Here is a 24,471-nt window from a genome sequence, read left to right as displayed (position 1 = left end):
TGGTGGGCAATAATGGAGGCCATGAGTGTTGTCACCGTGGTCGGAATTGTGTCAATCGGAATCGGGTTCATCTGCGTACTTAGCGCTTACTACACCTTCCAGCGCGGCAAAGATCGCCGGGTGCCGCTGGCGCTGGGGCTTTTGGCGCTGCTGTGCTTAACCATCATTCCGGTAATCTGCGCGGTGTTTTATGCCGCGACGTCTCACGGGTACTAGAAACCACAGAGTTACGTGCCTGACAGGCTTGCGTGCACGTCAGACTTACATCCATGTCAGACTTACATGGATGTGATTTGGTGGCGCAATTGTGCTGGTGTAGGGGATTTCTGATCCGGACGCCCATACGGTACGCTGGGGTGGTTGCTTGACGCAACGTACCCTCCTGCCACGTCCGCAAAGGTGATGTGGCCGAAACTACTAGACCATAGGAGGTGATGAGGTCCGTGCGTCACTACGAAGTCATGATCATTTTGGATCCGAGCCAAGATGAACGCACTGTAACCCCGTCCCTAGACAAGTTCCTCGAAACCGTCCGCTCTGAGGGCGGCAAGGTTGAGAACGTTGATGTGTGGGGCAAGCGTCGCTTGCTGTACCCAATCAACAAGAAGGAAGAGGGCGTTTACGCTGTCGTAAATCTTGAGTGCGAGTCTGCGACCGTACTGGAGTTCGACCGTCGCCTGAGCCTGAACGACACTGTTCTGCGTACCAAGGTTCTGCGCACCGACAGCAAATAACGGATACTGGGGCTTAAACTCATTCATCCGATTCTCAAGGAGTAGGCAAATACCATGGCACAGGGCGATACCAATATCACGGTCGTTGGCAACATTGTTGCTGACCCAGAACTGCGTTTTACCCCGTCGGGTGCACCAGTCGCGAACTTTCGCGTAGCGTCCACCCCGCGTCGCTTCAATTCCCAAACTAATCAGTGGGAAGACGGCGAGGCTATGTTTTTGACGTGCAACGTCTGGCGCCAGGCAGCCGAGAATGTCGCAGAGTCCCTCACAAAGGGCATGCGCATTATCGTCACTGGTCGTTTGAAGTCGCGTTCTTTCCAAACCCGCGAGGGTGAGAATCGTACCGTCTTTGAAATCGACGTTGATGAGGTAGGGCCATCGCTACGCTACGCTTCTGCACAAGTTGCTCGTAATCCACGTGAGGGTGGACAAGGCGGCAACTTTGGTGGAAACCAGGGTGGCGGACAAGCCGGCGGCAACCAAGGCGGCTTTGGTGGAAACCAAGGCGGCGGAAGCCAGAGCAGCAACCAGGGTGGATTTGGTGGAAACCAATCACCCGGTGGTCAGTCTCAGCCAGCTAATGACCCTTGGAACTCCGCTCCACCAGCTGGTGGATTCGGCGGAGATGACGAGCCCCCGTTCTAAATTTACTGTCAGCGATTAATCAACATTCAACTTAAAACATATAAGTGAAAGGCAGGGATCATGAAGCTGATCCTCACCGCTGCCGTTGATAACCTCGGCGCTCCAGGCGAAGTCGTTGAGGTTAAGAACGGTTACGGACGTAACTACCTGCTTCCACGCGGTTTGGCAATTGTTGCTACCCGCGGCGCTGAGAAGCAGATTGAAGGCATCAAGCGTGCACAGGAAGCTCGCGCAATCCGCGATCTGGACCATGCACGTGAGGTCCGCACTCATCTCGAGCAGCTGGAGAAGGTCGTTGTCGAGGTTAAGACCTCCGACAAGGGCAAGCTCTTCGGTTCTGTTACCGCTGAAGACATTGTTGCCGCAGTCAAGAAGGCTGGCGGCCCTAGCTTGGACAAGCGAATCATCGAATTGCCAAAGGGCCTAGTCAAGAAGACTGGCAACTACCAGGTCGAGGTCAAGCTGCACGCTGACGTTCTCGGCAAGATTAATTTCTCGGTCGTCGCTGCCTAATTTAATTGGCGCGTTCGACGGTCATAATTTCTAGAATTTTATAGACCCAACGACAACAGCATTGCGCGCAGGTCTTGGTGGTCACTCCTATGTGAGGTGGGAGTTCCATCAAGGCCTGCGCGCGTTTTTGGTTGTGGATAACTTCGGATTTCTGGGGATAACTCGACCGAGTTGTGGAGTGTTTTACCCCCGTTCATATCAGATTCACGCATTTCGCCGCTTTGGAAAACCTACTGGTAGCACGGTTTTCGCATGCTTTGTGATGCATAATTAGACGCCTGAAACTTAACCTGACCTGCGCAAATGTATTTCGCTGGTAGGTGGGTCTAAGAAGTGATCTGAAGCTATTCCCAGCCCTATTAGGCCGCAATGTGCTGTTTACCTGGCAATTACACAGGTGCCTGTGGATAACTGTGTGCAATTGTCCCCAGGGGGCGGGGCTGATTGTGAGCGTCTAGGGCAAGTCGGTTGGATGTATTAGCCTTAAAGGGCGTTTGAATTTAAGAAAAGGGGTATTTCGATGACATCGAGTATGGGAGCAAGCTTCGATGACGATAGCTACCTGCCACCGGAAGAGCCAGCACCAGAGTTTGGGCCTGAGCCGCCGGAGTCTTTCGATGCCCCGGGAGGCAATTACCAGCGCAACAACTACGGCGGCGGCCGACGCAAATATGGCAAGCGTGATGAGCTAGAAAATCCGCAGCGCTATGGCGAGTTCCGGCAACCGCCGTCCGATAAAGACGCCGAGCAAGGCGTGCTGGGCGCGATGTTGCTCTCGCCGTCCTCTGTCATTGAGGTTATCGATGAAGTGGATCCGGAAGATTTCTACTATCCGGCGCACCAGCTGATCTACAGTGCCATGCTGGATTTGTACTCCGATGGCACCGATATTGATCCGGTGATTGTCTCTAGTCGTCTGGACCGTCAGCAGAACTTGGAGCGCATCGGTGGCGCAGTATATCTGCACACATTGTTGGCGACGGTGCCAACGGCGGCAAATGCGCGCTACTACGCGGAAATCGTGGCGGAGAAGGCGCTGCTGCGCAAGCTGGTGGACGCCGGCACACGCGTGGTCCAGCTGGGCTTTAACGGCGATGAGGACGCCGAGATTGAAACGGTGCTGGACTTGGCCCAGCAGGAAGTCTTCAAGGTTGCACAGAAGAAGACCACCGAGGACTACAAGGTCATTGGTGACCTGATTATGCCGACTATTGATGAGCTGACCTCCCTGCAAACCAACGGCGGTCTAGAATCCGGTGTCCCAACTGGATTCATCGATCTAGACAATCTGACAAACGGTTTGCACGCGGGCCAGATGATTATTATTGCGGCACGTCCTGGTGTGGGTAAGTCGACGCTGGCGCTGGACTTCATGCGCTCATGCTCATTGCACCACAACAAGCCTTCGGCGGTGTTCTCATTGGAAATGAGTGCTTCGGAGATTGTGATGCGTTTGCTCTCGGCGGAGTCTGAGGTGAAGTTGTCAGATATGCGCTCCGGCAAGGTCTCCGGTGAGGACTGGGAGCGGTTGACGGATACTCTCAACCGGATTCAGGATGCGCCGTTGTACATTGATGACTCACCAAACCTGACCATGATGGAGATTCGGACCAAGGCGCGTCGTTTGAAGCAGCAAAGTGGCTTGGACTTGGTGGTGCTGGACTACCTGCAGCTGATGAGCTCGGGTAAGAAAGTGGAATCACGCCAGCAGGAGGTTTCGGAATTCTCGCGTCAGCTGAAGCTGTTGGCGAAGGAGCTTGAGGTTCCGGTCATTGCTATTTCACAGCTGAACCGTGGTCCGGAAGCGCGTACGGATAAAAAGCCGCAGTTGGCTGACCTTCGTGAGTCGGGCTCGCTGGAGCAGGACGCCGATATGGTTATGCTGCTGTACCGTCCTGACTCGCAAGACCGCGATAATGAGCGTGCCGGTGAGGCCGACATTATCTTGGCTAAGCACCGTGGTGGTCCGATTGATACTGTGCAGGTTGCACACCAGCTGCACTACTCGAAGTTCGTCAACATGGCGCACGGATAGAGTGGAATATGTCACAGCCCGCCGCGTGAATTCCTTCCTCAAAGAAGGCTCACGCGGCGGGCTGATTTATTTGTGCTGGTAGACGAGGTGCTCGGTGGTGTTGTGAGGCTTGCCAATCTTAGGCCGCACACAGTTAGTTGTGCCTAGCCATCGGTGAAATCGCAGGTCAAAGGTGTCATGCTGAATCTCACAAGACAATAAGTAGACCTGTGAGGAGGGACGATGAGTATTTCAATTGACCGCACCAACAGCACGACAATTTTGGCTAACCTGCCGCGCGATATCGCACAAATTGAGCGGCAGACAGCGCAGCGCGCGGGCTTTCCGCAGCTAGTCAGCGAGTGCTTTGCCTTTGTTTTCGGGCAGCGTAAACGCAGCAATGGCGGCAATCGCGAAAGCGGCAGCAAAGAGCACGAATAGCCATGGTGCGCCCGCAGCGGCGAGGATAGGCGGAACAATCAGCGGGGAGATGATGGAGGCAATGCGCCCGAATCCCGCCGCAGCGCCGGTACCGCGCCCGCGAATATGGGTGGGGTAGAGCTCCGGGCCAATCGCGTACAGCGCGCCCCATGCGCCGAGGTTGAAGAAGGACAAGAAGCAACCGGCCACGATGATGGTAACTTCTGTGTCCGCCATGCCGAAAGCGCCGGCGGAGAAGGCAGAGCCAACAAGGAAGGCGGCCAGGGTGATGCGCCGGCCCCAGACTTCAATGAGCCAAGCAGCCGCGGCATAACCCGGAAGCTGCGCGAGGGTAATAATCAGCGTGAAGGTAAATGAGCGCACGAGGGTAAAGCCATCAGTCACCAGCAGCGATGGAATCCAGATGAAGGCGCCGTAGTAGGACAGGTTGATGCAGAACCAGATGACCCACAGCGCAGCGGTGCGCGCGCGAAGGGTGGGGGACCAAATGGAGGTATCGGTGGGATCGGCGTCGACTTCAGCCGGCGCGGGGGCATCATTAAGTACTGCGCCATCGGCGATGGCAGAAGCCTCAAAGGTGCTGACGACCTCTTCGGCTTCGTCGTGGCGGTCTTTGGCTTCCAAGTAGCGTAGGGATTCGGGCAACGCCATACGCACATAGAGCGCGTAGAGAGCAGGAACCATGCCGATGGCCAGCGCCCAGCGCCATCCGCTATCCGATGCCCCGACTACGAACGTTCCGATGACCGCGGCAGCAATCCAGCCCGCAGCCCAAAAAGCTTCGAGCAGCACAACCATGCGGCCGCGCACATTGCGTGGGGCGAACTCGGAGATCAGGGTGGATGCAACCGGCAGTTCTGCACCCAGCCCAAGGCCGACAATGAAGCGCAACGCGATGAGCACGCCAAGACCGGTGGCAAGGGCAGAAGCACCCGTGGCAATGCCGTAGACCAGCAAGGTCAGCGTGAAGATGTGGCGGCGGCCAAACTTATCGGCCAAAAGCCCGCCCAAAGTCGCGCCGAGTGCCATACCGACGAATCCGGCGGTGGCAATCCAGGAGGTCTGCGTGGACTCAAGGTTCCAGTGCACGGCGAGTGCCGCCATGATGAAGGAGATGAGTCCGACGTCCATCGCATCAAGTGCCCAGCCGATACCGGAACCCCACAGCAGCTTTTTGTGCTTGGGCGTTACCGGCAGCCGGTCTAGGCGCTCATTGCGCGATAGTTGTGATGTTGTTGTCCGGGTCATGGACGATGATGATAAACAAAGCCCTAGGTTTCGGCCTAATGGGCTAAAACCTATTCTGCCTGAAACGCTCGCAGTCGCAGCGAGTTACCCACAACGAATACGGAACTAAAAGCCATGGCCAGGCCCGCAAATAGGGGATTGAGGAAGCCGGCTGCAGCAACGGGAATTAAAATCACGTTGTAGGCAAATGCCCAGAATAAATTCCCTTTGATGGTGCTAAACGTCTTGCGCGACAGGCGAATAGCGGAAGCTGCGGAGCGCAGATCCGAGTTCATCAGGGTGATATCGGAAGCTTCAATGGCAACATCGGTGCCAGCGCCCATCGCGAGGCCCAAGTCTGCTTGGGCAAGAGCGGCAGCGTCATTGACGCCGTCGCCGACCATCGCAACAGTCTTGCCCGCTTCTTGTAGTTCGATGACCTTGGAGACCTTCTCATCGGGCATCACACCAGCAAAGACATTCGCTGGGTCGATACCAACCTCACGTGCCACAGCACGCGCGGCGCCCTCATTGTCGCCGGTGAGCAGATAAGGAGTTAATCCCAGCTCTTGCAACTGCGCAATCGCGGCGGCGGAGGTGTCCTTGATGGTATCGCGTACGGTAATTACACCCGCGATGTCATCATCAATGCGCACCACAATCGGGGTGCCACCAGATTCTTCAGCGCTCGTGAAGGCATCCGTCAAAGTGCCCAAGTTAGCATCGCCTGCGCTGCTAACTGCCTTGCGGCTTACGTCCATGCGGCCAGCGCGACGACGGCCGACGGCGACGCGGTGTCCGTCCACGGTGCCGGTGACGCCAATTCCGGCTTGGGACTGGAAAGCTGTAGCGGCGGGATGCTCGCCGGCGTGGTTCACGATGGCTTTGGCAATCGGGTGCTCCGAGCCTGCCTCGACGGCGGCGGCATAGGAGATCACGGTGGATTCGTCGAGGCTCTCGGCAGTAACGACCTCGGACACGCTCATCACACCGGTGGTTACAGTGCCGGTCTTATCCAGAACAATGGTGTCGACCTTCTTGGTGGACTCCAAGATTTCCGGACCCTTAATCAGCAGGCCCAGCTGTGCGCCGCGGCCGGTGCCAACCAAAATTGCGGTTGGTGTGGCAAGCCCCATCGCGCACGGGCAGGCGATGATCAGCACGGCGACAGCCGCGACAAAGGCCGGGGCGACACCTTGGGACAACATCAAGTGTGCAACCAGCGTTGCAAGCGCGATGACGATGACGGCAGGGACAAAAACCTGCGCGATACGGTCGACCAGGCGTTGCACGGGAGCTTTTGATGCCTGGGCTTCTGTCACCAACTTCGCCATCTGCGCAAGCGTTGTATCCGAACCAACACGGGTAGCACGCACCACCAGCTTGCCGGAAGTATTGATAGAAGCACCGGTTACCCGCGAGCCCTCCTGGACCTCCACGGGAACAGATTCGCCGGTGAGCATGGACTCATCAATGGCGGAGAAGCCTTCGATGACCTCGCCGTCAGTAGCAATCTTTTCACCAGGGCGAACCACGAACACATCCCCGATAGCAAGCTCGGAAATGGGGATGCGGGTCTCTTTGCCATTGACGAGCAATGATGCGTCTTTCGCGCCCATGTTGAGCAAAGTGCGCAACGCCTCCGAAGACTGACCTTTAGCCTTGACTTCAAAATAGCGGCCCAGCAACAAGAAGGTGATGACCATGCCGACGGACTCGAGGTAAATATGGTCCATCTCAGCGTTGTTGGAGACCAACTCCATATGCATGCGCATGCCGGGCATGCCCGCGTGGCCGAAAATCATGACGTACAACGACCAGAAATACGCCGCCGAGGTGCCCATGGTGATCAGCGTGTCCATGGTGAATGAACCGTGGTTGATATTGGTCCAGGTTGCCTTGTGGAAAGGCGCGCCACCGTTAATAAAGACGATGGTCGCCAAAATGGCACTGACCCACTGCCAGTAATCAAACTGCAGCGCAGGAATCATGGACATCGCCATAATCGGCAGTGACAATACGCTTGACATAATGGTCAAGCGTTTAAGATTCGCGGCTTCTTCTTCCCGGGCGATGTCTGCAGGGGTCTGCGCAGAGGAACCGGCAGGCGCGTTAGGATCTGTATCGGCAGCCGGCGGGTTGGCATCGTAGGCGTCGTAGCCTGCGCCCTGAATGACCTTGATTAGATCAACCGGTCCGGTCAACGTGGAATCATATTCAACCGAGGCCGACTCAGTGGCGTAGTTGACCGTGGCGGTCACGCCCTCGACCTTGTTGAGCTTGCGCTCCACGCGCGAAGAACACGACGTACAGGTCATGCCCGTAACGCCAAGGTCAATGTGTGTGGTGGACATATTTGCTACACCAGCTTGTAACCTGCCTCCGCAACGGCTGCGGAGACCTGCTCATCATTAAAATCTGTACCCTCAACGCTGACCTGGCCGGTGGTGTGGTCGGCCGAAACGCTAGTCACGCCCGTGATCTCGCCGATTTCTTCCTTCACTGACATTTCGCAGTGGCCGCAGGTCATGCCTTCAACGGTGTAGTTCTTGGTTGCCATGATGTTGTCTCCTTTTAAGTGCTGTAGATTTCCGTTCCACCCCTCACCTTATACCCCCCTAGGGTATCGTGCAAGGGGTGCGGCGCGGGAGTACTTCGTCTTTCGGTACCGTTGAACCAATATAGGAAGCACGAAATTTTTAAACCCTGAGGAGAAAATTATGGCGACCGTAGAAGTCACCAAGGAAAACTTTGAAGAAACCACCATTGGTGACGGCATCACCATTGTTGACGCATGGGCTGAGTGGTGTGGTCCTTGCAAGCGCTTCGCACCAGTCTTTGACAAGGCTTCTGATGAGCACGAGGACATCACCTTTGCCAAGCTTGATACTGAAAACAACCAGGAACTAGCTGGCGCTTTGCAGATTCAGGCAATTCCTACCCTGATGGTGTTCCGCGATGGCATCCAGGTGTTTAACCAGGCTGGCGCACTGCCTCCTGCAGCTTTCGAAGACCTGATTAAGCAGGTTCGTGACCTGGACATGGATGCTGTGCGTGAGCAGGTTGCTCAGCAGAACAATGAGGGCTAACTAGAACCTTTGATTGCCCTGTGCACTCGACGCTTTCTTGTGAGTATCGCTACACTCGCTAGAAAGCGTCTTTCTAATTATTAAACGAATCTGCAAGGAGTGAAGCGGGCTATGGCTAACCCATTTTCTAAGGGCTGGAAGCATCTGATGGCTTCCTTCGACCAAAAAATCGACGAGAATGCCGATCCGAAGGTACAGATTAAGCAGGCTGTGGAGGGCGCGAAGAAGCGCCACCAGGAAATTACTGAGTCTGCATCCGAGATTATCGGCAATCAGCGCCAGCTAGAACTGCGCATGAACCGCCTGTTGAAGTCACAGGATGACCTGCAGGTTCAGGTGCGTCGCGCACTCGAGTTGGCAGACAAGGCAGAGTCCGAGGGCGATAGCGGCAAGGCGCAGGAATACAACAATGCAGCCGAGGTTGTCGCTGCTCAGCTGGTGTCCACCGATCAGGAAATTGAGCAGGTCAAGACCCAGCACGAGGCAGCCACCCAGGCTGCTCAGCAGGCCCAGGAACAGCAGAAGCAGTCTGAGGCTCGTTTGCGTGAGCAGCTGGCTGAGGTTGACCAGCTCATGGCGCAGGCAGACCAGGCAAGCATGCAAGAGATGAACGCGGAAACGCTCAGCTCCATGGATAGCCTGACTCCGGACGGCAACTCCCCGACCTTGGATTCGGTGCGCGCAAAGATTGAGAAGCGCTACTCCAACGCGCTTGGTGCGCAGGAGCTGTACCAGGCCACCGGCGGCAGCCGCATCCAGGAAGCATTGGAATCCACCGAGGACATGCAAGCCAAGTCCCGCCTCGATGAAATCCGAGCTTCCATGGCCAAGGATAAGCAGCTCACCGCCGGCGACGGCGCGGCTAAGTCCGAAGAAAAGCCACAGAATGAAGTTGTTGAGCCAGAGGTTGCCAGTGACTCGCAGGACAAGAAGCCTTCTGGCGATGTCCACGACGCCGAAATCGAGCAGGTCCTCGAAGAGGCAAAGAAGGCTGTCGATGACAAGCCGGCCGATGACACCAAGTAGCATCCGCGCCCTTTAGACGCACTAAAGAGCACAGAAAACACACAAAGCAGCGAGGCCAGGACATTTAAATCCTGGCCTCGCTGCTTTTAATCTGTCTGGCTGCTAACAACCAAGCATTAATTGGCGGTCATAAGCCGTCAATTAACCATTGCGGGTGATGTTAATGAGCACACCACGGATGCCGGAGTGGAAACCGTCGCGGAGATTTACACGCTGCGTCTCAGTCAGCGTGTATTCGTGCAGAGTCTCGCACGCAAACTGCAGCAACGGACGGTCGATCTCAGGTGGGAGCCCACCGCCGGAAAGCACGTGCGCTTGGTCGCGCTGGTCGGCGGATGCTGCATTTTCAAACCACCAGCTCGCGTACTGTTGGCCCACGTCAAATGGGGTCTGGAATCCGGAGGAAGACCACACCTCTTCCGGAAGTGGGACATAACGCGAGCGCAGCTTGCGGCGCGGCGCCATCATTGACGGCTTCGGTGCCGCCGATGGCTTCGGGATGCCTGATGAATCCGAGTCACTGCTGTCATCAGCGGCATCAGCGTCATCCGTATCTTCAACGCTTGCTTCACCTAATTCAAACGGCTCAACCTGCTCAACCTGGTCTGCCAGTTCTACCTGGTCAGCGTGCTCAACCTGCTCGGTTGGCTCGGCTGGTGTTTCCGGAACCTGCGGATCCGGATTCGGTGTGGCCGAAGGAACGGATTCTGGGCTCGGAGTTGGTGTTCGCCCAGGCGTTGGCGTTGGGCTCGGTGTCGTGGACACCGCTGGCTCACCGTCGCCGATGTTCTCATCCGCCTCAGGTATATGAGGGGTGGACGAAAAAGCGGCCTCTACTTCCGAAGGTTCCCCACATTCGTCACGATCAGGGAGTTCATCAGTTGAGGTCGCTTCTTCTTCATCTGCCACATCTGGGATAACCGGTGAGATAGGGCCTTCCAGCACCTGGATTTCCATGGCGTCATGGAAGTCTTCGCGCGGATCCAAAATGGTGGTGGTGTCACATGCGTGGCGCAGGGCAGAGGACATGGAATCCCAGCCGAAACCATAAAGGTGCACGCGCACGCCATTGTTGGCGGCCTCGTTCACACCTGGAATCATGTCTGCGTCACCGGAGACCAGAACAAAGTCTGTGAAGTGCTGGTTCATGGCATTAACAACCATGTCAGCAACAAGACGGGTGTCTACTGCTTTTTGGGTACGGCGCTCGCCCCATTCAATGAGCTGGCCCGTGCGAAGCTGCACGCCATCACAGGTGCGCAGTGCGCGCTGGTAGCGGTGTGGGCCGGTATCTGGAATGCCGTCATACCAGTTCTGGCGGTGGACAGGGTGGCCAATTTGGTTCTCAATCATTGAGCGCAAAGTGGCTACTACCTCGGGTAAGTCAATTTCTAACTGGGCGCGTGCTCCGATTTCCCATGAGTTGTAAAAGCTGGCCAATAAGTAAGAAGTGTCAACAAAGACAACTGTGCGTTCAAGCATGGCTCCTAAATTCCGTTCATTTGATTCTAATTTTGTTTGTATTCTTCTAGTTTGCCTCATCTGTAACACTACGTCGATATCCTGACTTGAATCTGCTGGTTATTTCCATTTGTCCTGAGAAAGCGCGTGGTTTGGCACCTGAATTTATGTCGGAAGATAGGCAAACCCTTGCGCACTCTAAGCCTTGGTTGTACGGTTAGTTACATCAGTAACCAACCGACGTGGTTGGCTCTGTTCAATTTTTCAGACAGGCACAGAAACTATGGCTATGGATAACTCAACTCAGCCGCTCTTTAGGCAGATCGCCTCATTGGTTGAGGACTCGATTGTGGACGGAGTTCTTACTGAGGGCGCCCAGGCACCTTCGACGAATGAGCTCGCTGATTTCCACTCCATCAATCCGGCAACTGCCCGCAAGGGGCTTAATCTCCTGGTTGATGTTGGGGTGCTGGATAAACGCCGCGGGATTGGCATGTTTGTCGCCGAAGGGGCAATAGAAGTTATTCGCCAGCGACGCCGCAGCGAGTTTGCGGCCGACTACGTTGCCCCACTTATTGATGAGGCGGTGCGGCTGAACTACTCGCGTGCAGCACTTCTTGATCTCATCGAAAGAGTCGCTGAAAGCAGAGGCCTCTACAAATGACCGCCACTTCCAACCGGTTAGGAATGACCATGAACGCAATTGTTGAATCCAAAAGTTACGTGCTGGGCCAGGGTCTTACCCACGGGGTAGTCGGACCCAATGGCATTGGCAAGACCACACTCTTGCGCAAAATTGCAGGCCAGCATCCATCGAATGGCCTCAAGGTATTCGGTGAGGCACCGTTTGATAATCGTTCGGTTATGGACCGCACCATCTTGATGGGTATTGATAACCCCCTGGTAGATGGTTGGAACATCGCTAAGCTGATGCGCCTTGGTAAAGCGCGGTGGGGTACCTGGAATGCTGAGCGTGCCGATGAGCTCCAGGACCGCTTTGAGTTACCGTCCAAGAACTACTCGGCGTTGTCACGTGGCCAAAAGTCCGCGATGGGCATCATCATGGCAGTAGCTTCAGGTTGTGAGCTCATGCTTCTCGATGAACCCTATCTCGGCCTCGATGTTGAAAAACGCCAGGTCTTCTACGACGTACTGCGAGAAGAGCACGGTCGCACCATCGTCATTTCCACACACCACCTCAATGAGCTATCCGGGCATTTGGACACTGTGCTCATGCTCAACGGCATGAAGCATGGCTCAGTAGAAGAGCTCATCGACGGCATCCTGGAGCTGACCGGCCATCCCGAAAACGTGGACCGCCTGCTTAATCGCCTTCAGATTAAGCCATTAACCCGCGAATCGACTGCCCTCGGTGACCGTGTCATCGTCGACGCGATTGCGCTCGGCCCCGACAACGTCTTCGACGCCGCCGGTGAAGTCGATGTACGCGCCAGCGAAGTCAACCTCGAACGAGCAGTACTCGCCCTGGGTGAGGAGGGAATCGCATGAACGCCCGCCTAATGTGGGAGCTCGTCGAAAAGCCCAAATGGGCACTCCGACTGTTTCTCTTTGTGATGTTGTCAGTGGCCGTAAGCTCCGGGTCGAATATGTACTATTTCCTATTTGCAGTAATTGGCCTGCTCACACTGACGGGGCCAGAAGGGGATGCGTTTTGGCTCCTGGGATTGAGTAAGCGCGAATACAACTTCCAACGTCGTATCGAAATTGGCATCGGAGGCGTGCTGTTCGTACTAATAGCCGTACTGATTGCAGGGTTGCCTTGGCCTTTTGTTGCTGGATACTTGGTGATCGCCGCCGTACTAATCGTCAAGACGTTTGATATTCCGCAACGTCAAAGCGTTAGGAAGGCGGGGCTTGTTTCGCAATCGAGCGGCAGAACCGAAGACGGACGTTTCCCACCGACAATCGAGGGTCAACTACTCATTCGGCCTCAGGTACGGGCTTGGGGATTCATAGCGATTCTAAGCGCGGTTACTGCTCTGATTTACTGGGCGGTGCACGCCATCTGGGGAAACGAATGGGCAGATACCCTTTCGATCGCGGCAGTGATTGGCTCCGTCATGCTGTTCATGACCTTCGAGGACACTCTCACTACGTCATTACGTGAATATGTGGTCTTCGGGGGCACTAGAGAATCTTGGGCACATCACACAATTGTCATTAATGCGGTTATTCCAGGACTGCTCATAGTTGTAAGCCTCGTCGTTCCAGGTTGGGGGATAGTCGGTTCCCTTGGTGCGGTCTATCTTCTATTGATCCTTGCACTTGTCTCACTTGGATTAACTACATCGCCAAGCTGGAAGGTGACAGTTCCGGTCGCAGTCGGCGCGATAGCACTTGAGGTCTACATGATCGTCGGCATTGCGCGGGAGATCTACTTGGTTCCCCAAATGGCAGCGATTGCGGGATACATAGTGGGAGGACTCTTACTTCCAACAATGGCAAAGAGAGCCAGGCTGGAGTCTGGCGGCTTGGCCAAATGGTTCGGAATGGCATCAACGACGAGTTAGGTTCATTTTCAGACAACTTAAAACATTCATTTATGTGGTTTGTGCTGGGGATTTGTGCTGTGTTGGGGTGGCGTGTAACTTTATGTGAGTCAGCGAGACCGACAACGCCCCGCACAGAGCTTGAAGTTCTGGTGAGAATGGCGGTAGGAAAACAGCCGTTGACAATCAAAATAGATTTTTGACTTTCCATTCATTTATCTTGTGACACATCTTGGATGTGGGCTGCAAGTGGTGGTGTGGTTGTTGTCTGAGAACTCAATAGTGTGCCAATGTACTAGATATATTATTTTTGTCTGTGTTGTGTGGATGAGGATTATGTTGGGCTAGATACTCTTTTGGGTGTTTGGTTGTTGGTGTGTACCGGATGTCACTTGTCGTTAATTGGGTGTCATTGAAAATAGTTAAATATTTTAACGGTGCATATTGAATATCGATGTAATTGTTGTCTGTAGTGATACAGGATAAACACTTTTTACCTTACTCAATTGGTTTGTTCTGGTTGGGTTTGTTGATTTCTTTATGTAGTAATTTTTGGTCAGCTTCACACATTTGGTTTAAGCGCTTTGTGTGTGTTGTTTGTCTTTTTTTGCTTGGTTTAGGCTTTCTCGCCTAGATGCTATACGCATTTTTTGTGGAGAGTTTGATCCTGGCTCAGGATGAACGCTGGCGGCGTGCTTAACACATGCAAGTCGAACGGAAAGGCCTCAGCTTGCTGGGGTACTCGAGTGGCGAACGGGTGAGTAACACGTGGGTGATCTGCCCTGCACTTTGGGATAAGCTCGGGAAACTGGGTCTAATACCGAATATGACCACTTCTTGGATGTTGTGGTGGAAAGCTTTTGCGGTGTGGGATGAGCCTGCGGCCTATCAGCTTGTTGGTGGGGTAATGGCCTACCAAGGCGGCGACGGGTATCCGGCCTGAGAGGGTGTACGGACACATTGGGACTGAGATACGGCCCAGACTCCTACGGGAGGCAGCAGTGGGGAATATTGCACAATGGGCGCAAGCCTGATGCAGCGACGCCGCGTGGGGGATGAAGGCCTTCGGGTTGTAAACTCCTTTCGCTATCGACGAAGCCACTTGTGGTGACGGTAGGTAGATAAGAAGCACCGGCTAACTACGTGCCAGCAGCCGCGGTAATACGTAGGGTGCAAGCGTTGTCCGGAATTACTGGGCGTAAAGAGCTCGTAGGTGGTTTGTCGCGTCGTCTGTGAAATCCCGGGGCTTAACTTCGGGCGTGCAGGCGATACGGGCATAACTTGAGTGCTGTAGGGGAGACTGGAATTCCTGGTGTAGCGGTGAAATGCGCAGATATCAGGAGGAACACCGATGGCGAAGGCAGGTCTCTGGGCAGTAACTGACGCTGAGGAGCGAAAGCATGGGTAGCGAACAGGATTAGATACCCTGGTAGTCCATGCCGTAAACGGTGGGCGCTAGGTGTAGGGGGCTTCCACGTCTTCTGTGCCGTAGCTAACGCATTAAGCGCCCCGCCTGGGGAGTACGGCCGCAAGGCTAAAACTCAAAGGAATTGACGGGGGCCCGCACAAGCGGCGGAGCATGTGGATTAATTCGATGCAACGCGAAGAACCTTACCTGGGCTTGACATGTACCGGATTGGGCTAGAGATAGTCTTTCCCTTGTGGTCGGTATACAGGTGGTGCATGGTTGTCGTCAGCTCGTGTCGTGAGATGTTGGGTTAAGTCCCGCAACGAGCGCAACCCTTGTCTTATGTTGCCAGCACGTTATGGTGGGAACTCATGAGAGACTGCCGGGGTTAACTCGGAGGAAGGTGGGGATGACGTCAAATCATCATGCCCCTTATGTCCAGGGCTTCACACATGCTACAATGGTCGATACAATGGGCAGCGACATCGTGAGGTGAAGCGAATCCCTGAAAGTCGGCCTTAGTTCGGATTGGGGTCTGCAACTCGACCCCATGAAGTCGGAGTCGCTAGTAATCGCAGATCAGCAACGCTGCGGTGAATACGTTCCCGGGCCTTGTACACACCGCCCGTCACGTCATGAAAGTTGGTAACACCCGAAGCCAGTGGCCTAAACTTGTTAGGGAGCTGTCGAAGGTGGGATCGGCGATTGGGACGAAGTCGTAACAAGGTAGCCGTACCGGAAGGTGCGGCTGGATCACCTCCTTTCTAAGGAGCTTATTTTTTAACCCGCATCTTGAGTAGTTTCTTGAGGTTTGTTGGGTTGGTGGTTGATGACCCGAGTGTGGTCATGCCACTTGTTGAATCGGAGTGGAAACACACCGCCGGTCGAAGAGACCGGTAACAGAATCTTTTTAAATACATACACGGACAATCTTTTTCTAGATTATTGCGTTGGCACACTGTTGGGTGTCTGGGACAACAATCCATTTTTTGTGGGTTGGTCCTGGTGCTCACACCAGATTTGAGACACACACGAGTGGTTAACACTGTGGTTGTTGATGGTGGTGTGGGGTGTTGTGTGAGAACTGTATAGTGGACGCGAGCATCCACCACATGAGCTTGTGGGGTTTATCCTTGTTGGTTTGTGTGGTGTGTGTAATTTCTTATTTTTTCTGTGAGAACGGCACATCAATGCTGATGCTTTCGAGTGTTGGTTGTTGGTGTGTGTTTAGTATTTTTTTAGTTACGGTTGTTCACCCCCATTTCTGGTGGTCATCTTTTGGTGGTTGTTGGTTGTGGGGTGTGTGTTCGTTATTTAAGGGCGCATGGTGGATGCCTTGGTATGCTGGGCCGATGAAGGACGTGTAAGGCTGCGTTAAGCCTCGGGGAGTTGTCAATTGAGCGTTGATCCGAGGATGTCCGAATGGGGAAACCCACCTATCGTTATGGGTAGGTACCCACTGGTGAATTCATAGCTGGTGTGGGGGTTATACGTGGGGAAGTGAAACATCTTAGTACCTGCAGGAGGAGAAAATAATAATGATTCTGCTAGTAGCGGCGAGCGAACGTGGATGAGGCTAAACCGTGTGTATGTGATACCTGGTAGGGGTTGTGCATGCGGTGTTGTGGGGCCATGATTTTTTGTATCTACCAGTACAAAGCGCGCAGTGTGTTGTTAGGTGAAGTGGGTTGGAATGCCCGGCCGTAGAAGGTGAGAGCCCTGTAGGTGAAGATAGTATGCTGTGTGTGTTGTGGTGCCCGAGTAGCAGCGGGCTCGTGGAATCTGCTGTGAATCTGCCGGGACCACCCGGTAAGCCTAAATACTCAGTGTGACCGATAGTGTATGAGTACCGTGAGGGAATGGTGAAAAGTACCCCGGGAGGGGAGTGAAATAGTTCCTGAAACCATGTGTCTACAATCCGTCAGAGCCTCTTTTGTTGGGTGATGGCGTGCCTTTTGAAGAATGAGCCTGCGAGTCAGCGGCATGTCGCGAGGTTAACCCGTGTGGGGTAGCCGTAGGGAAACCGAATCCTAACTAGGGTGTTTCAGTGGCATGTTCTGGACCCGAAGCGGGGTGATCTACCCATGGCCAGTGTGAAGCGATGGTAAGACGTCGTGGAGGCGCGAACCCACGTAGGTTGAAAACTGCGGGGATGAGTTGTGGGTAGGGGTGAAAGGCCAATCAAACTCCGTGATAGCTGGTTCTCCCCGAAATGCATTTAGGTGCAGCGTCGTAGTAGCTTGGTGGAGGTAGAGCTACTGGTTGGTTGAGCGGGACTATCATCTTAGCAACATCAGCCAAACTCCGAATGCCATCAATGTGTTCTACGGCAGTGAGACTGTGGGGGATAAGCTTCATAGTCGAGAGGGAAACAGCCCAGATCGCCGGTTAAGGCCCCTAAGGGTGTGCTAAGTGGAAAAGGATGTAAGATCGCGAAGACAGCCAGGAGGTTGGCTTAGAAGCAGCCATCCTTGAAAGAGTGCGTAATAGCTCACTGGTCGAGTGGTTTTGCGCCGACAATGTAGTGGGGCTCAAGCACACCGCCGAAGCCGCGGCAAATATTTTTGATATTTGGGTAGGGGAGCGTCGTGCATGGGTTGAAGCGTTACCGTGAGGAGGCGTGGACTGTGTGCGAGTGAGAATGCAGGCATGAGTAACGAATTGAACAGTGAGAATCTGTTCCGCCGGATGACTAAGGGTTCCTGGGTCAAGTTCGTCTTCCCAGGGTGAGTCGGGACCTAAGGCGAGGCCGACAGGCGTAGTCGATGGACAACCAGTTGATATTCTGGTACCCGTATATGCGCGCCCGTGGTAAAGCATTGATACTAACCACCCACAAGCATGTGCCTTTTATCCTTCGGGATTGTTGGTGTGTGTGCGTGCGTGGGGCCTGAAATGTGGTCCAAGCGATGGGGTGACACAGGGAGGTAGCCATGCCACTTATTGGATTGTTGGTGTAAGCGTGCAAGCCGAGTGATAGGTAAATCCGTCACTCATAATGGTTTAGGCGTGATGCGTAGCCTTTATTGGTGAAGTTGGTGATCCTGTACTGTCGAGAAAAGCCTCTAGCGATGTGTGTATATGGCCCGTACCCTAAACCGACACAGGTAGTCAGGTTGAAAATACTAAGGCGTTCGGGTGAACTGTGGTTAAGGAATTCGGCAAAATGCCCCCGTAACTTCGGAAGAAGGGGGACCTACCAAAGTGAGCATACTTGCTATGTGAGCTTGGGTGGGTCGCAGAGAATAGAGGGAAGCGACTGTTTATCAAAAACACAGGTCCATGCGAAGACGTTAAGTTGAGGTATATGGACTGACGCCTGCCCGGTGCTGGAAGGTTAAGAGGACCGGTTAGAGACTTTCGGGTTTCGAAGCTGAGAATTTAAGCCCCAGTAAACGGCGGTGGTAACTATAACCATCCTAAGGTAGCGAAATTCCTTGTCGGGTAAGTTCCGACCTGCACGAATGGCGTAACGACTTCTCTGCTGTCTCAACCACAGGCCCGGTGAAATTGCACTACGAGTAAAGATGCTCGTTACGCGCGGCAGGACGAAAAGACCCCGGGACCTTCACTATAGCTTGGTATTGGTGTTCGGTTCGGTTTGTGTAGGATAGGTGGGAGACTGTGAATCATTCACGCTAGTGGGTGTGGAGTCGTTGTTGAAATACCACTCTGATCGGATTGGATACCTGAACCTTGGCCCATGATCTGGGTTGGGGACAGTGCCTGGTGGGTAGTTTAACTGGGGCGGTTGCCTCCTAAAATGTAACGGAGGCGCCCAAAGGTTCCCTCAGCCTGGTTGGCAATCAGGTGGTGAGTGTAAGTGCACAAGGGAGCTTGACTGTGAGACTGACAGGTCGAGCAGGGACGAAAGTCGGGACTAGTGATCCGGCACCTACTTGTGGAAGTGGTGTCGCTCAACGGATAAAAGGTACCCCGGGGATAACAGGCTGATCTTCCCCAAGAGTCCATATCGACGGGATGGTTTGGCACCTCGATGTCGGCTCGTCGCATCCTGGGGCTGGAGTAGGTCCCAAGGGTTGGGCTGTTCGCCCATTAAAGCGGCACGCGAGCTGGGTTCAGAACGTCGTGAGACAGTTCGGTCTCTATCCGCCGCGCGCGTTGAAACTTGAAGAAGGCTGTCCCTAGTACGAGAGGACCGGGACGGACGTACCTCTGGTGTGCCAGTTGTTCCGCCAGGAGCATTGCTGGTTGGCTACGTACGGAAGGGATAACCGCTGAAAGCATCTAAGCGGGAAGCCTGTTTTAAGATGAGGTTTCTGTTGAGGTTCCCTACAGACTATAGGGTTGATAGGCCAGACCTGTACGCATTGTAAAATGTTAAGGCTACTGGTACTAATACACCAACAAACAAACACACCAAACACATAAGTCACGCTGTGACTGGTTTGGTATCGCAATCGTAACGAGAAAATACTCAAAAAAATAAGAACACGACAGATAATTATTATCTGAGCCGTGCAACGCGTCCACTATGCAGTATCTGACACAACACCCATAGCATCAGAACACTGATTGTTCCGATGATTTGTCGGTGGCCATAGCGGCAGGGAAACGCCCGGATATCCATTCCGAACCCGGAAGCTAAGCCTGCCCGCGCTGATGGTACTGCACCCGGGAGGGTGTGGGAGAGTAAGTTACCGCCGACATAAAACAAAAAACAATTGAATATAGAAGGAAGGCTAGGAAGAACATAATGTTCTTCCTAGCCTTCCTTCTTGTGCGTTTTGGCTCTTTTGGGTTGGTGGGAAAGCCCCCATATAGAGGACACTGGTTCTGTTAAAAGGTCAATGTGGTGTGGAACTCGCGGGGTTTGCCGCTGAGGGGGTCAATGAATTCCAGCTGCGCGGCGGTGAGGTGCATTGGGATATTCATGTCCTCGGCGTCAACAGGATAAATGATGGGATAGACAGGGTCTCCTAGAATAGGGACGCCTGCAGCCCACATGTGCAGTCTTAGCTGATGTGTCTTACCTGTCTTGGGGGCGAGGGTATAACGCGCGAGCTGTTGTTGCTTTCCGTGGATGTCATCCATGGCCTGTTGCTCATCCGACGTCAGCGGATTGACTGCCACCAGGCTGGTGATGGCGTTGATATCGCCTTGTTCAATCCTTCCTTGAATTTCACCGGGCGTCTTCTCCATGCGTGATTCCCAGAGCACTGGTGTGTGGAAGTCCTTGTAGTCGGCGATGGCGCTGTAGGTCTTTTGTACTTCGCGGCGGGCGAAGAGCGTTTGATAGGCGCCGCGGACTTCACGGTGCTTAGTAAACAACAAAAGTCCTGATGTCAGGCGGTCCAGTCGGTGCGCTGGCGCGAGGTCATCGATTCCGGTCGAGCGACGTAGCTTCACAGTTGCTGTTTCCACGATGTGGCGTGCACGCGGCATCGTGGCCATAAAGGACGGCTTATCAGCCACGAGAATGTCCGCATCCTCATAGACAATGGGAATGTCATAGGGGACGGGTGTCTCTGGTGCCGGAGTGCGGTAGAAGAAAACGTCCTGCTCCGCTGAGAGTTCAGTGGAGGGGTAGATCGGGGTGGCATCGAAAACCACTACCTCGCGTTTATTGAAACGCTCCTGCAAGGCCACCGCATCATCGTCAGGGTGACGGTGCCGTTGAGTTTGGATGACTTCCATGAGGAAATCGAACGCCCTAATGGGCGCAACCTCTGCCGGTACCCGCACTCGGGTGGGATTGAGTCCATCTTTAATGGGCAGGGGGCTGTAGCCCTTACGCTGATGCGATAGTCTATTTCCCATGGATTTTAATGCACTCCTTGAACCAGCAATTCAATTTTCTTCTGAGGGCATCGGCGCCCAGCTCGCGAAAGCAGGCGAATTCCTCTACATGCTGCTCTACCCATCCAACGCGGAGGGTGCAGTAATTGACAACGGCAAAGGTGCCGCTGAGGCGATCCAGGTAGCAACCAAATAGCCATTACCACTGCAGTTTACGTATTTTGCCCTCTAAATAGGGTATAACAACCTGTTCGAATGGTAATAAGCAGCTATACTTAACTGTAGGTAATGAAATCATTTCATCCCGTAGAATTTCACCTGACCAGTGCGGAATCGCCGTTTACTGGCTGAAACTGAGGAAGGGAACATCATGGCAAAAGAAGACATCGTTGTTGTAGCAGTAGACGGGTCGGAAGCCTCAAAGAACGCCGTCCTGTGGGCAGCGAATACCGCAACCAAGCGTGGAATCCCATTGCGGATTGCATCCAGCTACACCATGCCGCAGTTCCTCTACGCGGAGGGAATGGTTCCACCAAAAGAACTCTACGAAGACCTCCAGAATGAGACCGCAGGTCGCATTGAGGAAGCTCGCGTTATTGCACACGAGGCTTTCCCAGACCTGAAGATTGGTCACACCATTGCTGAGGGTTCCCCAATTGACATGCTGTTGGAGATGTCGCACGACGTCACCATGATTGTCATGGGCTCCCGCGGTATGGGTGGACTGTCCGGCATGGTCATGGGTTCTGTCTCCGCCAACGTTGTATCCCACGCGCACTGCCCAGTGGTTGTTGTTCGTGACAACAACGAGGTGACCGAGAACAACAAGTACGGCCCAGTCGTGGTTGGTGTGGACGGTTCTGAGGTCTCCCAGAAGGCAACCTCCTACGCATTCCGTGAAGCACAGGCTCGCGGTACTGAGCTGGTGGCTATCCACACTTGGATGGACATGCAGGCGCAGACCTCATTGGCCGGTCTTGCGGCAGCGCAGGCTGAATGGTCTGAGATTGAGCGTGAACAGGGCGAGTTGCTCTCTGAGCGTCTGGAATCCTTTGAAAATGAGTACCCAGAGGTCAAGGTGACCCGTATCATCGCTCGTGACCGTCCAGTACGTGCACTGACTGATGCGGCGGCTGGTGCACAACTGCTGGTTGTCGGCTCTCACGGCCGTGGTGGCTTCCGCGGCATGCTGCTTGGCTCGACCTCGCGTGCACTGCTGCAGTCCTCTCCTTGCCCGCTGATGGTGGTTCGCCCGGAGTCTTACATCGGTGATGAAGAGGCAGCCGAAGGCTAGAAGTATCAGATAGATTCAAGGCTCCAACCGCTGAGAAAGGTGGTTGGAGCCTTTAGAAGTTTTATTACAGTTTACAAACATTCTACCTCCCCACGTTTACCACCCGGAGTTTAAGTGGCACTATGGAACACAGAGCCTTTTGACTTCGAAACATGAAGGCATTAGGCCAGACCCGATTTATTAAGAACCACAGGATAGATTTGAGCTGAAACTGTAGTCTCACACAAAAATGATGTGGCTGTTTCAGCCCGCGAGGAGGAATAACTCATGGGTATTATCGGCTGGATTATCATTGGCGCAATCGCCGGCTTCTTGGCAGAAAAGATCATGAAGCGTGACCACGGTCTTCTAACAAACATCATCGTCGGTATCGTCGGCGGTATTCTCGGCGGCTGGCTGCTCTCGCGCGTAGGCCTGGGTAGCGGCGGCTGGATCTGGACGCTGTTCACCGCTGTCCTTGGCGCTTGTCTGCTTCTGTGGATTGTGGGCGCTATTCGCTCCAAGTCCGCGAACTAAGAAGAACTAGGAATAAGTAGAGTTAGACGCTTGTCCGGGTGAATAATTACCCACCCGGTTAGTAGCGAACAAACCGGTTTGTCTATATTGTGTAGATGAACCGGTTTAGTTGTGTCTGCAGCCAGGCTACCGAAGAAAGGATGTCACAGTGACCCAGAAGAAGTCGCGCCGTAATCGCCCGAGTCCACGTCATCGACTGTTGGCATCCGCGACGAATCTTTTTACCACTGAAGGCATTCGCGTTATTGGTATTGACCGTATTCTGCGCGAAGCTGACGTGGCGAAGGCGTCGCTGTATTCCCTGTTTGGCTCTAAAGACGCGTTGGTTATTGCTTATGTGGAAACTTTGGATGAGCAATACCGTGAAGCGTGGGCGCAGCGTACCGCTGAGGTTAGTGACCCGCAGGGCAAGATTTTGGCCTTCTTTGACATGGCTATTGATGAAGAGCCCGGCAAGGAATTCCGCGGCTCGCACTTCTTAAACGCTGCTGGTGAATATCCACGTCCGGAGTCGGATGCGGAGCGCGGGATTGTTGCGGCCTGTTTGGAGCATCGTCGGTGGATGCATGCCACCATGACGGAACTGCTCAATGAGATTAACGGCTACCCATCAGATAGCCAGGCGGATCAGCTGCTCATCTTCCTCGACGGCGGCATGTCTGGTGCCCGCTTAATGCGCGCGATTGGCCCGCTGCACACCGCGCGTGGCCTGGCAGTACAGATGTTGTCTGAACCGCCAGCAGACTACTCCATCTAGTCTTCGGTCCCCTCTGCCGAGTCTTCTTTAGGCTCTTGCTTCTTTTCCTCCGGCTTAGTGCCTGAGTTTCTTTTTGCCTGCAGCTCGGCCCTGCGCTTGGCGACACGGATCTTGGACGCCTCGCGGCGGATCTCCGCTTCCTGCTTCTTATCAGCCTTGGCGTTTGCCTGAAGCTCTTTCTTCTCACTGGAACTGAGCTTGCGGTAATCCTTGAAATCCGCGATGGACTTGCGGCGCATTTCGTGGACTTCTTCGCTCAGTGGATACTTCTTGGCCAGCACAATTTGGCAGATAATGGTCAACGTCAGGGTGTAGAGGTTGGTGCAGAACCAGTAGAAGATAACCGCCAGTGGGATTGGTCCGTGGAAGGCGATGTAGCTCAGCAGCAGCGGAATGAGCACGATGAACACCAGCGAGAAGATGAAGATACGGCGTGAGAGCTTGGTGTTGAAGTTCGTGGTCCAGAACATGCGCGTGGTGGAGATGCACATGTTGATGACGGTGAATGAGATGGCCAGAATCAGCCAAGGAAGAGCCTTCTCCCGCACGAGGGCAGGGTCCACGGCCAGGTCGGTGGCCCAGGATTCAGGCATGGAGATAAACGCCGGGATGGGCACGCCGTTGAGGGTGGTTTCACGGAAGGATTGGACTTCTTCGGCGGAGATGAAACCAATGCGGCCTTCAAATGTCGGCCGCGCCATGCGCAGTACTACTTGGTAGAGGCCGATGAAGACCGGGAGCATGATCAGCGGCGGGAGACAGCCCACGGCGGGGTTGAAGTTGTGCTCTTTGTGCAGGGCATCGACAGCATCTTTGTTGGCCTGGTAGTCCTCGGGGGTAGTAGCAGGTGGCATTGCTGCCTTGGCCGGCCGCAGCAGCGCGGCGATGCGCCCGCTGCGCACGGAGTACCACGTCAGTGGCGCAATGAGTGAGCGGACGGTGAGAACTAGCAGCACAATGGACATTAGCCACGCAGTTTGTTCTTCAAAGAAATTGTGCGTGAGCAGGTGCCACAGCTTCATAATTCCCGAAACTGGGTACACAAAGATATCGAACATTTCTGCCTTTCTGCG

At 54.2% G+C, this 24,471-nt stretch carries 20 protein-coding genes and 3 rRNA genes; 17 read left to right on the top strand and 6 right to left on the bottom strand.

The window, feature by feature from the left end:
• Positions 1 to 21: 21 nt before the first annotated feature.
• The 5 genes from CCASEI_RS13575 (at position 22) to dnaB (ending at position 3,930) form a co-directional block, all read left to right on the top strand.
• Entirely contained in the window at positions 22 to 216 is a 195-nt protein-coding gene (locus tag CCASEI_RS13575) for a hypothetical protein (RefSeq protein ID WP_006822171.1), read from the top strand.
• A gap of 227 nt (positions 217 to 443) precedes the next feature.
• Complete coding sequence (gene rpsF / locus CCASEI_RS13570; RefSeq protein WP_006822170.1) at positions 444 to 734, top strand: 30S ribosomal protein S6; 291 nt, start codon at positions 444 to 446, stop codon at positions 732 to 734.
• Between the two features lie 54 nt (positions 735 to 788).
• Positions 789 to 1,382, top strand: coding sequence for a single-stranded DNA-binding protein (locus CCASEI_RS13565; RefSeq protein ID WP_025388291.1), 594 nt, complete (start codon positions 789 to 791; stop codon positions 1,380 to 1,382).
• Positions 1,383 to 1,442: 60 nt separating this feature from the next.
• A complete protein-coding gene (gene rplI / locus CCASEI_RS13560) occupies positions 1,443 to 1,895 on the top strand; it encodes a 50S ribosomal protein L9 (protein WP_025388290.1) in 453 nt (150 codons plus the stop codon).
• A gap of 520 nt (positions 1,896 to 2,415) precedes the next feature.
• Complete coding sequence (dnaB, locus tag CCASEI_RS13555) at positions 2,416 to 3,930, top strand: replicative DNA helicase (RefSeq protein ID WP_006822167.1); 1,515 nt, start codon at positions 2,416 to 2,418, stop codon at positions 3,928 to 3,930.
• Between the two features lie 330 nt (positions 3,931 to 4,260).
• Here the strand turns inward: dnaB and CCASEI_RS13550 are convergent, their stop codons facing one another.
• The 3 genes from CCASEI_RS13550 to CCASEI_RS13540 are packed head-to-tail and all read right to left on the bottom strand — an operon-like array spanning position 4,261 to position 8,137.
• Positions 4,261 to 5,598 carry an MFS transporter gene (locus CCASEI_RS13550; RefSeq protein WP_025388289.1) on the bottom strand — a complete coding sequence of 446 codons (1,338 nt, stop codon included), beginning with the start codon at positions 5,596 to 5,598 and terminating at the stop codon, positions 4,261 to 4,263.
• 50 nt (positions 5,599 to 5,648) lie between these two features.
• Positions 5,649 to 7,931, bottom strand: coding sequence for a heavy metal translocating P-type ATPase (locus tag CCASEI_RS13545; protein ID WP_025388288.1), 2,283 nt, complete (start codon positions 7,929 to 7,931; stop codon positions 5,649 to 5,651).
• A gap of 5 nt (positions 7,932 to 7,936) precedes the next feature.
• A complete protein-coding gene (locus tag CCASEI_RS13540; RefSeq protein ID WP_025388287.1) occupies positions 7,937 to 8,137 on the bottom strand; it encodes a heavy-metal-associated domain-containing protein in 201 nt (66 codons plus the stop codon).
• Between the two features lie 160 nt (positions 8,138 to 8,297).
• Between CCASEI_RS13540 and trxA the strand changes: the two genes are divergently transcribed.
• The gene (gene trxA / locus CCASEI_RS13535; protein WP_006822162.1) at positions 8,298 to 8,666 is read left to right on the top strand and encodes a thioredoxin; all 369 of its coding nucleotides are present in this window, start codon (positions 8,298 to 8,300) and stop codon (positions 8,664 to 8,666) included.
• A 111-nt stretch (positions 8,667 to 8,777) separates the two neighbouring features.
• Complete coding sequence (locus CCASEI_RS13530; protein ID WP_025388286.1) at positions 8,778 to 9,692, top strand: PspA/IM30 family protein; 915 nt, start codon at positions 8,778 to 8,780, stop codon at positions 9,690 to 9,692.
• Positions 9,693 to 9,833: 141 nt separating this feature from the next.
• Here CCASEI_RS13530 and CCASEI_RS13525 read toward each other — a convergent pair whose 3' ends face one another.
• Positions 9,834 to 11,174 (bottom strand): NYN domain-containing protein, encoded by a 1,341-nt coding sequence (locus tag CCASEI_RS13525; RefSeq protein ID WP_006822160.1) that lies wholly within the window; start codon positions 11,172 to 11,174, stop codon positions 9,834 to 9,836.
• Positions 11,175 to 11,442: 268 nt separating this feature from the next.
• On the opposite strand from CCASEI_RS13525, the gene CCASEI_RS13520 reads away from it, so the two are divergent.
• The 6 genes from CCASEI_RS13520 (at position 11,443) to rrf (ending at position 19,741) form a co-directional block, all read left to right on the top strand.
• Positions 11,443 to 11,817, top strand: a complete 375-nt coding sequence (locus tag CCASEI_RS13520; RefSeq protein ID WP_025388285.1) for a GntR family transcriptional regulator — start codon at positions 11,443 to 11,445, stop codon at positions 11,815 to 11,817.
• 29 nt (positions 11,818 to 11,846) lie between these two features.
• A complete protein-coding gene (locus CCASEI_RS13515) occupies positions 11,847 to 12,662 on the top strand; it encodes an ATP-binding cassette domain-containing protein (protein ID WP_051461274.1) in 816 nt (271 codons plus the stop codon).
• Complete coding sequence (locus CCASEI_RS13510; RefSeq protein ID WP_025388283.1) at positions 12,659 to 13,684, top strand: hypothetical protein; 1,026 nt, start codon at positions 12,659 to 12,661, stop codon at positions 13,682 to 13,684. The genes CCASEI_RS13515 and CCASEI_RS13510 overlap by 4 nt, the downstream gene beginning before the upstream one ends.
• Positions 13,685 to 14,312: 628 nt before the next feature.
• Positions 14,313 to 15,835, top strand: a 16S ribosomal RNA gene (locus CCASEI_RS13505).
• A gap of 539 nt (positions 15,836 to 16,374) precedes the next feature.
• Positions 16,375 to 19,452, top strand: a 23S ribosomal RNA gene (locus tag CCASEI_RS13500).
• A gap of 170 nt (positions 19,453 to 19,622) precedes the next feature.
• Positions 19,623 to 19,741: ribosomal RNA gene (rrf, locus tag CCASEI_RS13495) — 5S ribosomal RNA — on the top strand.
• The 16S, 23S and 5S rRNA genes sit together here, the layout of an rRNA operon.
• Before the next feature lie 130 nt (positions 19,742 to 19,871).
• On the opposite strand, the gene CCASEI_RS13490 is transcribed toward rrf, so the two are convergent.
• The gene (locus CCASEI_RS13490; RefSeq protein WP_025388282.1) at positions 19,872 to 20,852 is read right to left on the bottom strand and encodes a pseudouridine synthase; all 981 of its coding nucleotides are present in this window, start codon (positions 20,850 to 20,852) and stop codon (positions 19,872 to 19,874) included.
• Between CCASEI_RS13490 and CCASEI_RS15260 the strand changes: the two genes are divergently transcribed.
• From CCASEI_RS15260 to CCASEI_RS13475, 4 genes are all read left to right on the top strand, one after another.
• Complete coding sequence (locus tag CCASEI_RS15260) at positions 20,851 to 21,027, top strand: hypothetical protein (RefSeq protein WP_169731184.1); 177 nt, start codon at positions 20,851 to 20,853, stop codon at positions 21,025 to 21,027. The two genes, CCASEI_RS13490 and CCASEI_RS15260, sit on opposite strands and share 2 nt — an antisense overlap.
• Positions 21,028 to 21,201: 174 nt before the next feature.
• Positions 21,202 to 22,125 (top strand): universal stress protein, encoded by a 924-nt coding sequence (locus CCASEI_RS13485; RefSeq protein ID WP_025388281.1) that lies wholly within the window; start codon positions 21,202 to 21,204, stop codon positions 22,123 to 22,125.
• Positions 22,126 to 22,392: 267 nt separating this feature from the next.
• On the top strand, positions 22,393 to 22,641 hold the full coding sequence (locus tag CCASEI_RS13480) for a GlsB/YeaQ/YmgE family stress response membrane protein (protein ID WP_025388280.1): 249 nt from the start codon (positions 22,393 to 22,395) through the stop codon (positions 22,639 to 22,641).
• A gap of 148 nt (positions 22,642 to 22,789) precedes the next feature.
• Positions 22,790 to 23,398, top strand: coding sequence for a TetR/AcrR family transcriptional regulator (locus CCASEI_RS13475; RefSeq protein ID WP_025388279.1), 609 nt, complete (start codon positions 22,790 to 22,792; stop codon positions 23,396 to 23,398).
• Here the strand turns inward: CCASEI_RS13475 and yidC are convergent.
• Positions 23,395 to 24,456 carry a membrane protein insertase YidC gene (yidC, locus tag CCASEI_RS13470; RefSeq protein ID WP_006822485.1) on the bottom strand — a complete coding sequence of 354 codons (1,062 nt, stop codon included), beginning with the start codon at positions 24,454 to 24,456 and terminating at the stop codon, positions 23,395 to 23,397. The genes CCASEI_RS13475 and yidC overlap by 4 nt on opposite strands.
• Positions 24,457 to 24,471: the final 15 nt, after the last annotated feature.

The organism is Corynebacterium casei LMG S-19264 (assembly GCF_000550785.1).
GTDB lineage: Bacteria > Actinomycetota > Actinomycetes > Mycobacteriales > Mycobacteriaceae > Corynebacterium > Corynebacterium casei.
This window is presented reverse-complemented; position numbering and strand designations above follow the sequence as displayed.

What these genes read in the sequence shown, in the direction of transcription:
- CCASEI_RS13530 (WP_025388286.1), top strand. Translation starts at nt 8,778, where the DNA reads ATGGCTAACCCATTTTCTAAGGGCTGGAAGCATCTGATGGCTTCCTTC.
- CCASEI_RS15260 (WP_169731184.1), top strand. Translation starts at nt 20,851, where the DNA reads ATGGATTTTAATGCACTCCTTGAACCAGCAATTCAATTTTCTTCTGAG.
- CCASEI_RS13545 (WP_025388288.1), bottom strand. Translation starts at nt 7,931, where the DNA reads ATGTCCACCACACACATTGACCTTGGCGTTACGGGCATGACCTGTACG.
- CCASEI_RS13550 (WP_025388289.1), bottom strand. Translation starts at nt 5,598, where the DNA reads ATGACCCGGACAACAACATCACAACTATCGCGCAATGAGCGCCTAGAC.
- trxA (WP_006822162.1), top strand. Translation starts at nt 8,298, where the DNA reads ATGGCGACCGTAGAAGTCACCAAGGAAAACTTTGAAGAAACCACCATT.
- CCASEI_RS13490 (WP_025388282.1), bottom strand. Translation starts at nt 20,852, where the DNA reads ATGGGAAATAGACTATCGCATCAGCGTAAGGGCTACAGCCCCCTGCCC.
- CCASEI_RS13565 (WP_025388291.1), top strand. Translation starts at nt 789, where the DNA reads ATGGCACAGGGCGATACCAATATCACGGTCGTTGGCAACATTGTTGCT.
- dnaB (WP_006822167.1), top strand. Translation starts at nt 2,416, where the DNA reads ATGACATCGAGTATGGGAGCAAGCTTCGATGACGATAGCTACCTGCCA.
- CCASEI_RS13515 (WP_051461274.1), top strand. Translation starts at nt 11,847, where the DNA reads ATGAACGCAATTGTTGAATCCAAAAGTTACGTGCTGGGCCAGGGTCTT.
- rplI (WP_025388290.1), top strand. Translation starts at nt 1,443, where the DNA reads ATGAAGCTGATCCTCACCGCTGCCGTTGATAACCTCGGCGCTCCAGGC.
- CCASEI_RS13575 (WP_006822171.1), top strand. Translation starts at nt 22, where the DNA reads ATGAGTGTTGTCACCGTGGTCGGAATTGTGTCAATCGGAATCGGGTTC.
- CCASEI_RS13525 (WP_006822160.1), bottom strand. Translation starts at nt 11,174, where the DNA reads ATGCTTGAACGCACAGTTGTCTTTGTTGACACTTCTTACTTATTGGCC.
- CCASEI_RS13480 (WP_025388280.1), top strand. Translation starts at nt 22,393, where the DNA reads ATGGGTATTATCGGCTGGATTATCATTGGCGCAATCGCCGGCTTCTTG.
- CCASEI_RS13520 (WP_025388285.1), top strand. Translation starts at nt 11,443, where the DNA reads ATGGATAACTCAACTCAGCCGCTCTTTAGGCAGATCGCCTCATTGGTT.
- yidC (WP_006822485.1), bottom strand. Translation starts at nt 24,456, where the DNA reads ATGTTCGATATCTTTGTGTACCCAGTTTCGGGAATTATGAAGCTGTGG.
- CCASEI_RS13510 (WP_025388283.1), top strand. Translation starts at nt 12,659, where the DNA reads ATGAACGCCCGCCTAATGTGGGAGCTCGTCGAAAAGCCCAAATGGGCA.
- CCASEI_RS13540 (WP_025388287.1), bottom strand. Translation starts at nt 8,137, where the DNA reads ATGGCAACCAAGAACTACACCGTTGAAGGCATGACCTGCGGCCACTGC.
- CCASEI_RS13485 (WP_025388281.1), top strand. Translation starts at nt 21,202, where the DNA reads ATGGCAAAAGAAGACATCGTTGTTGTAGCAGTAGACGGGTCGGAAGCC.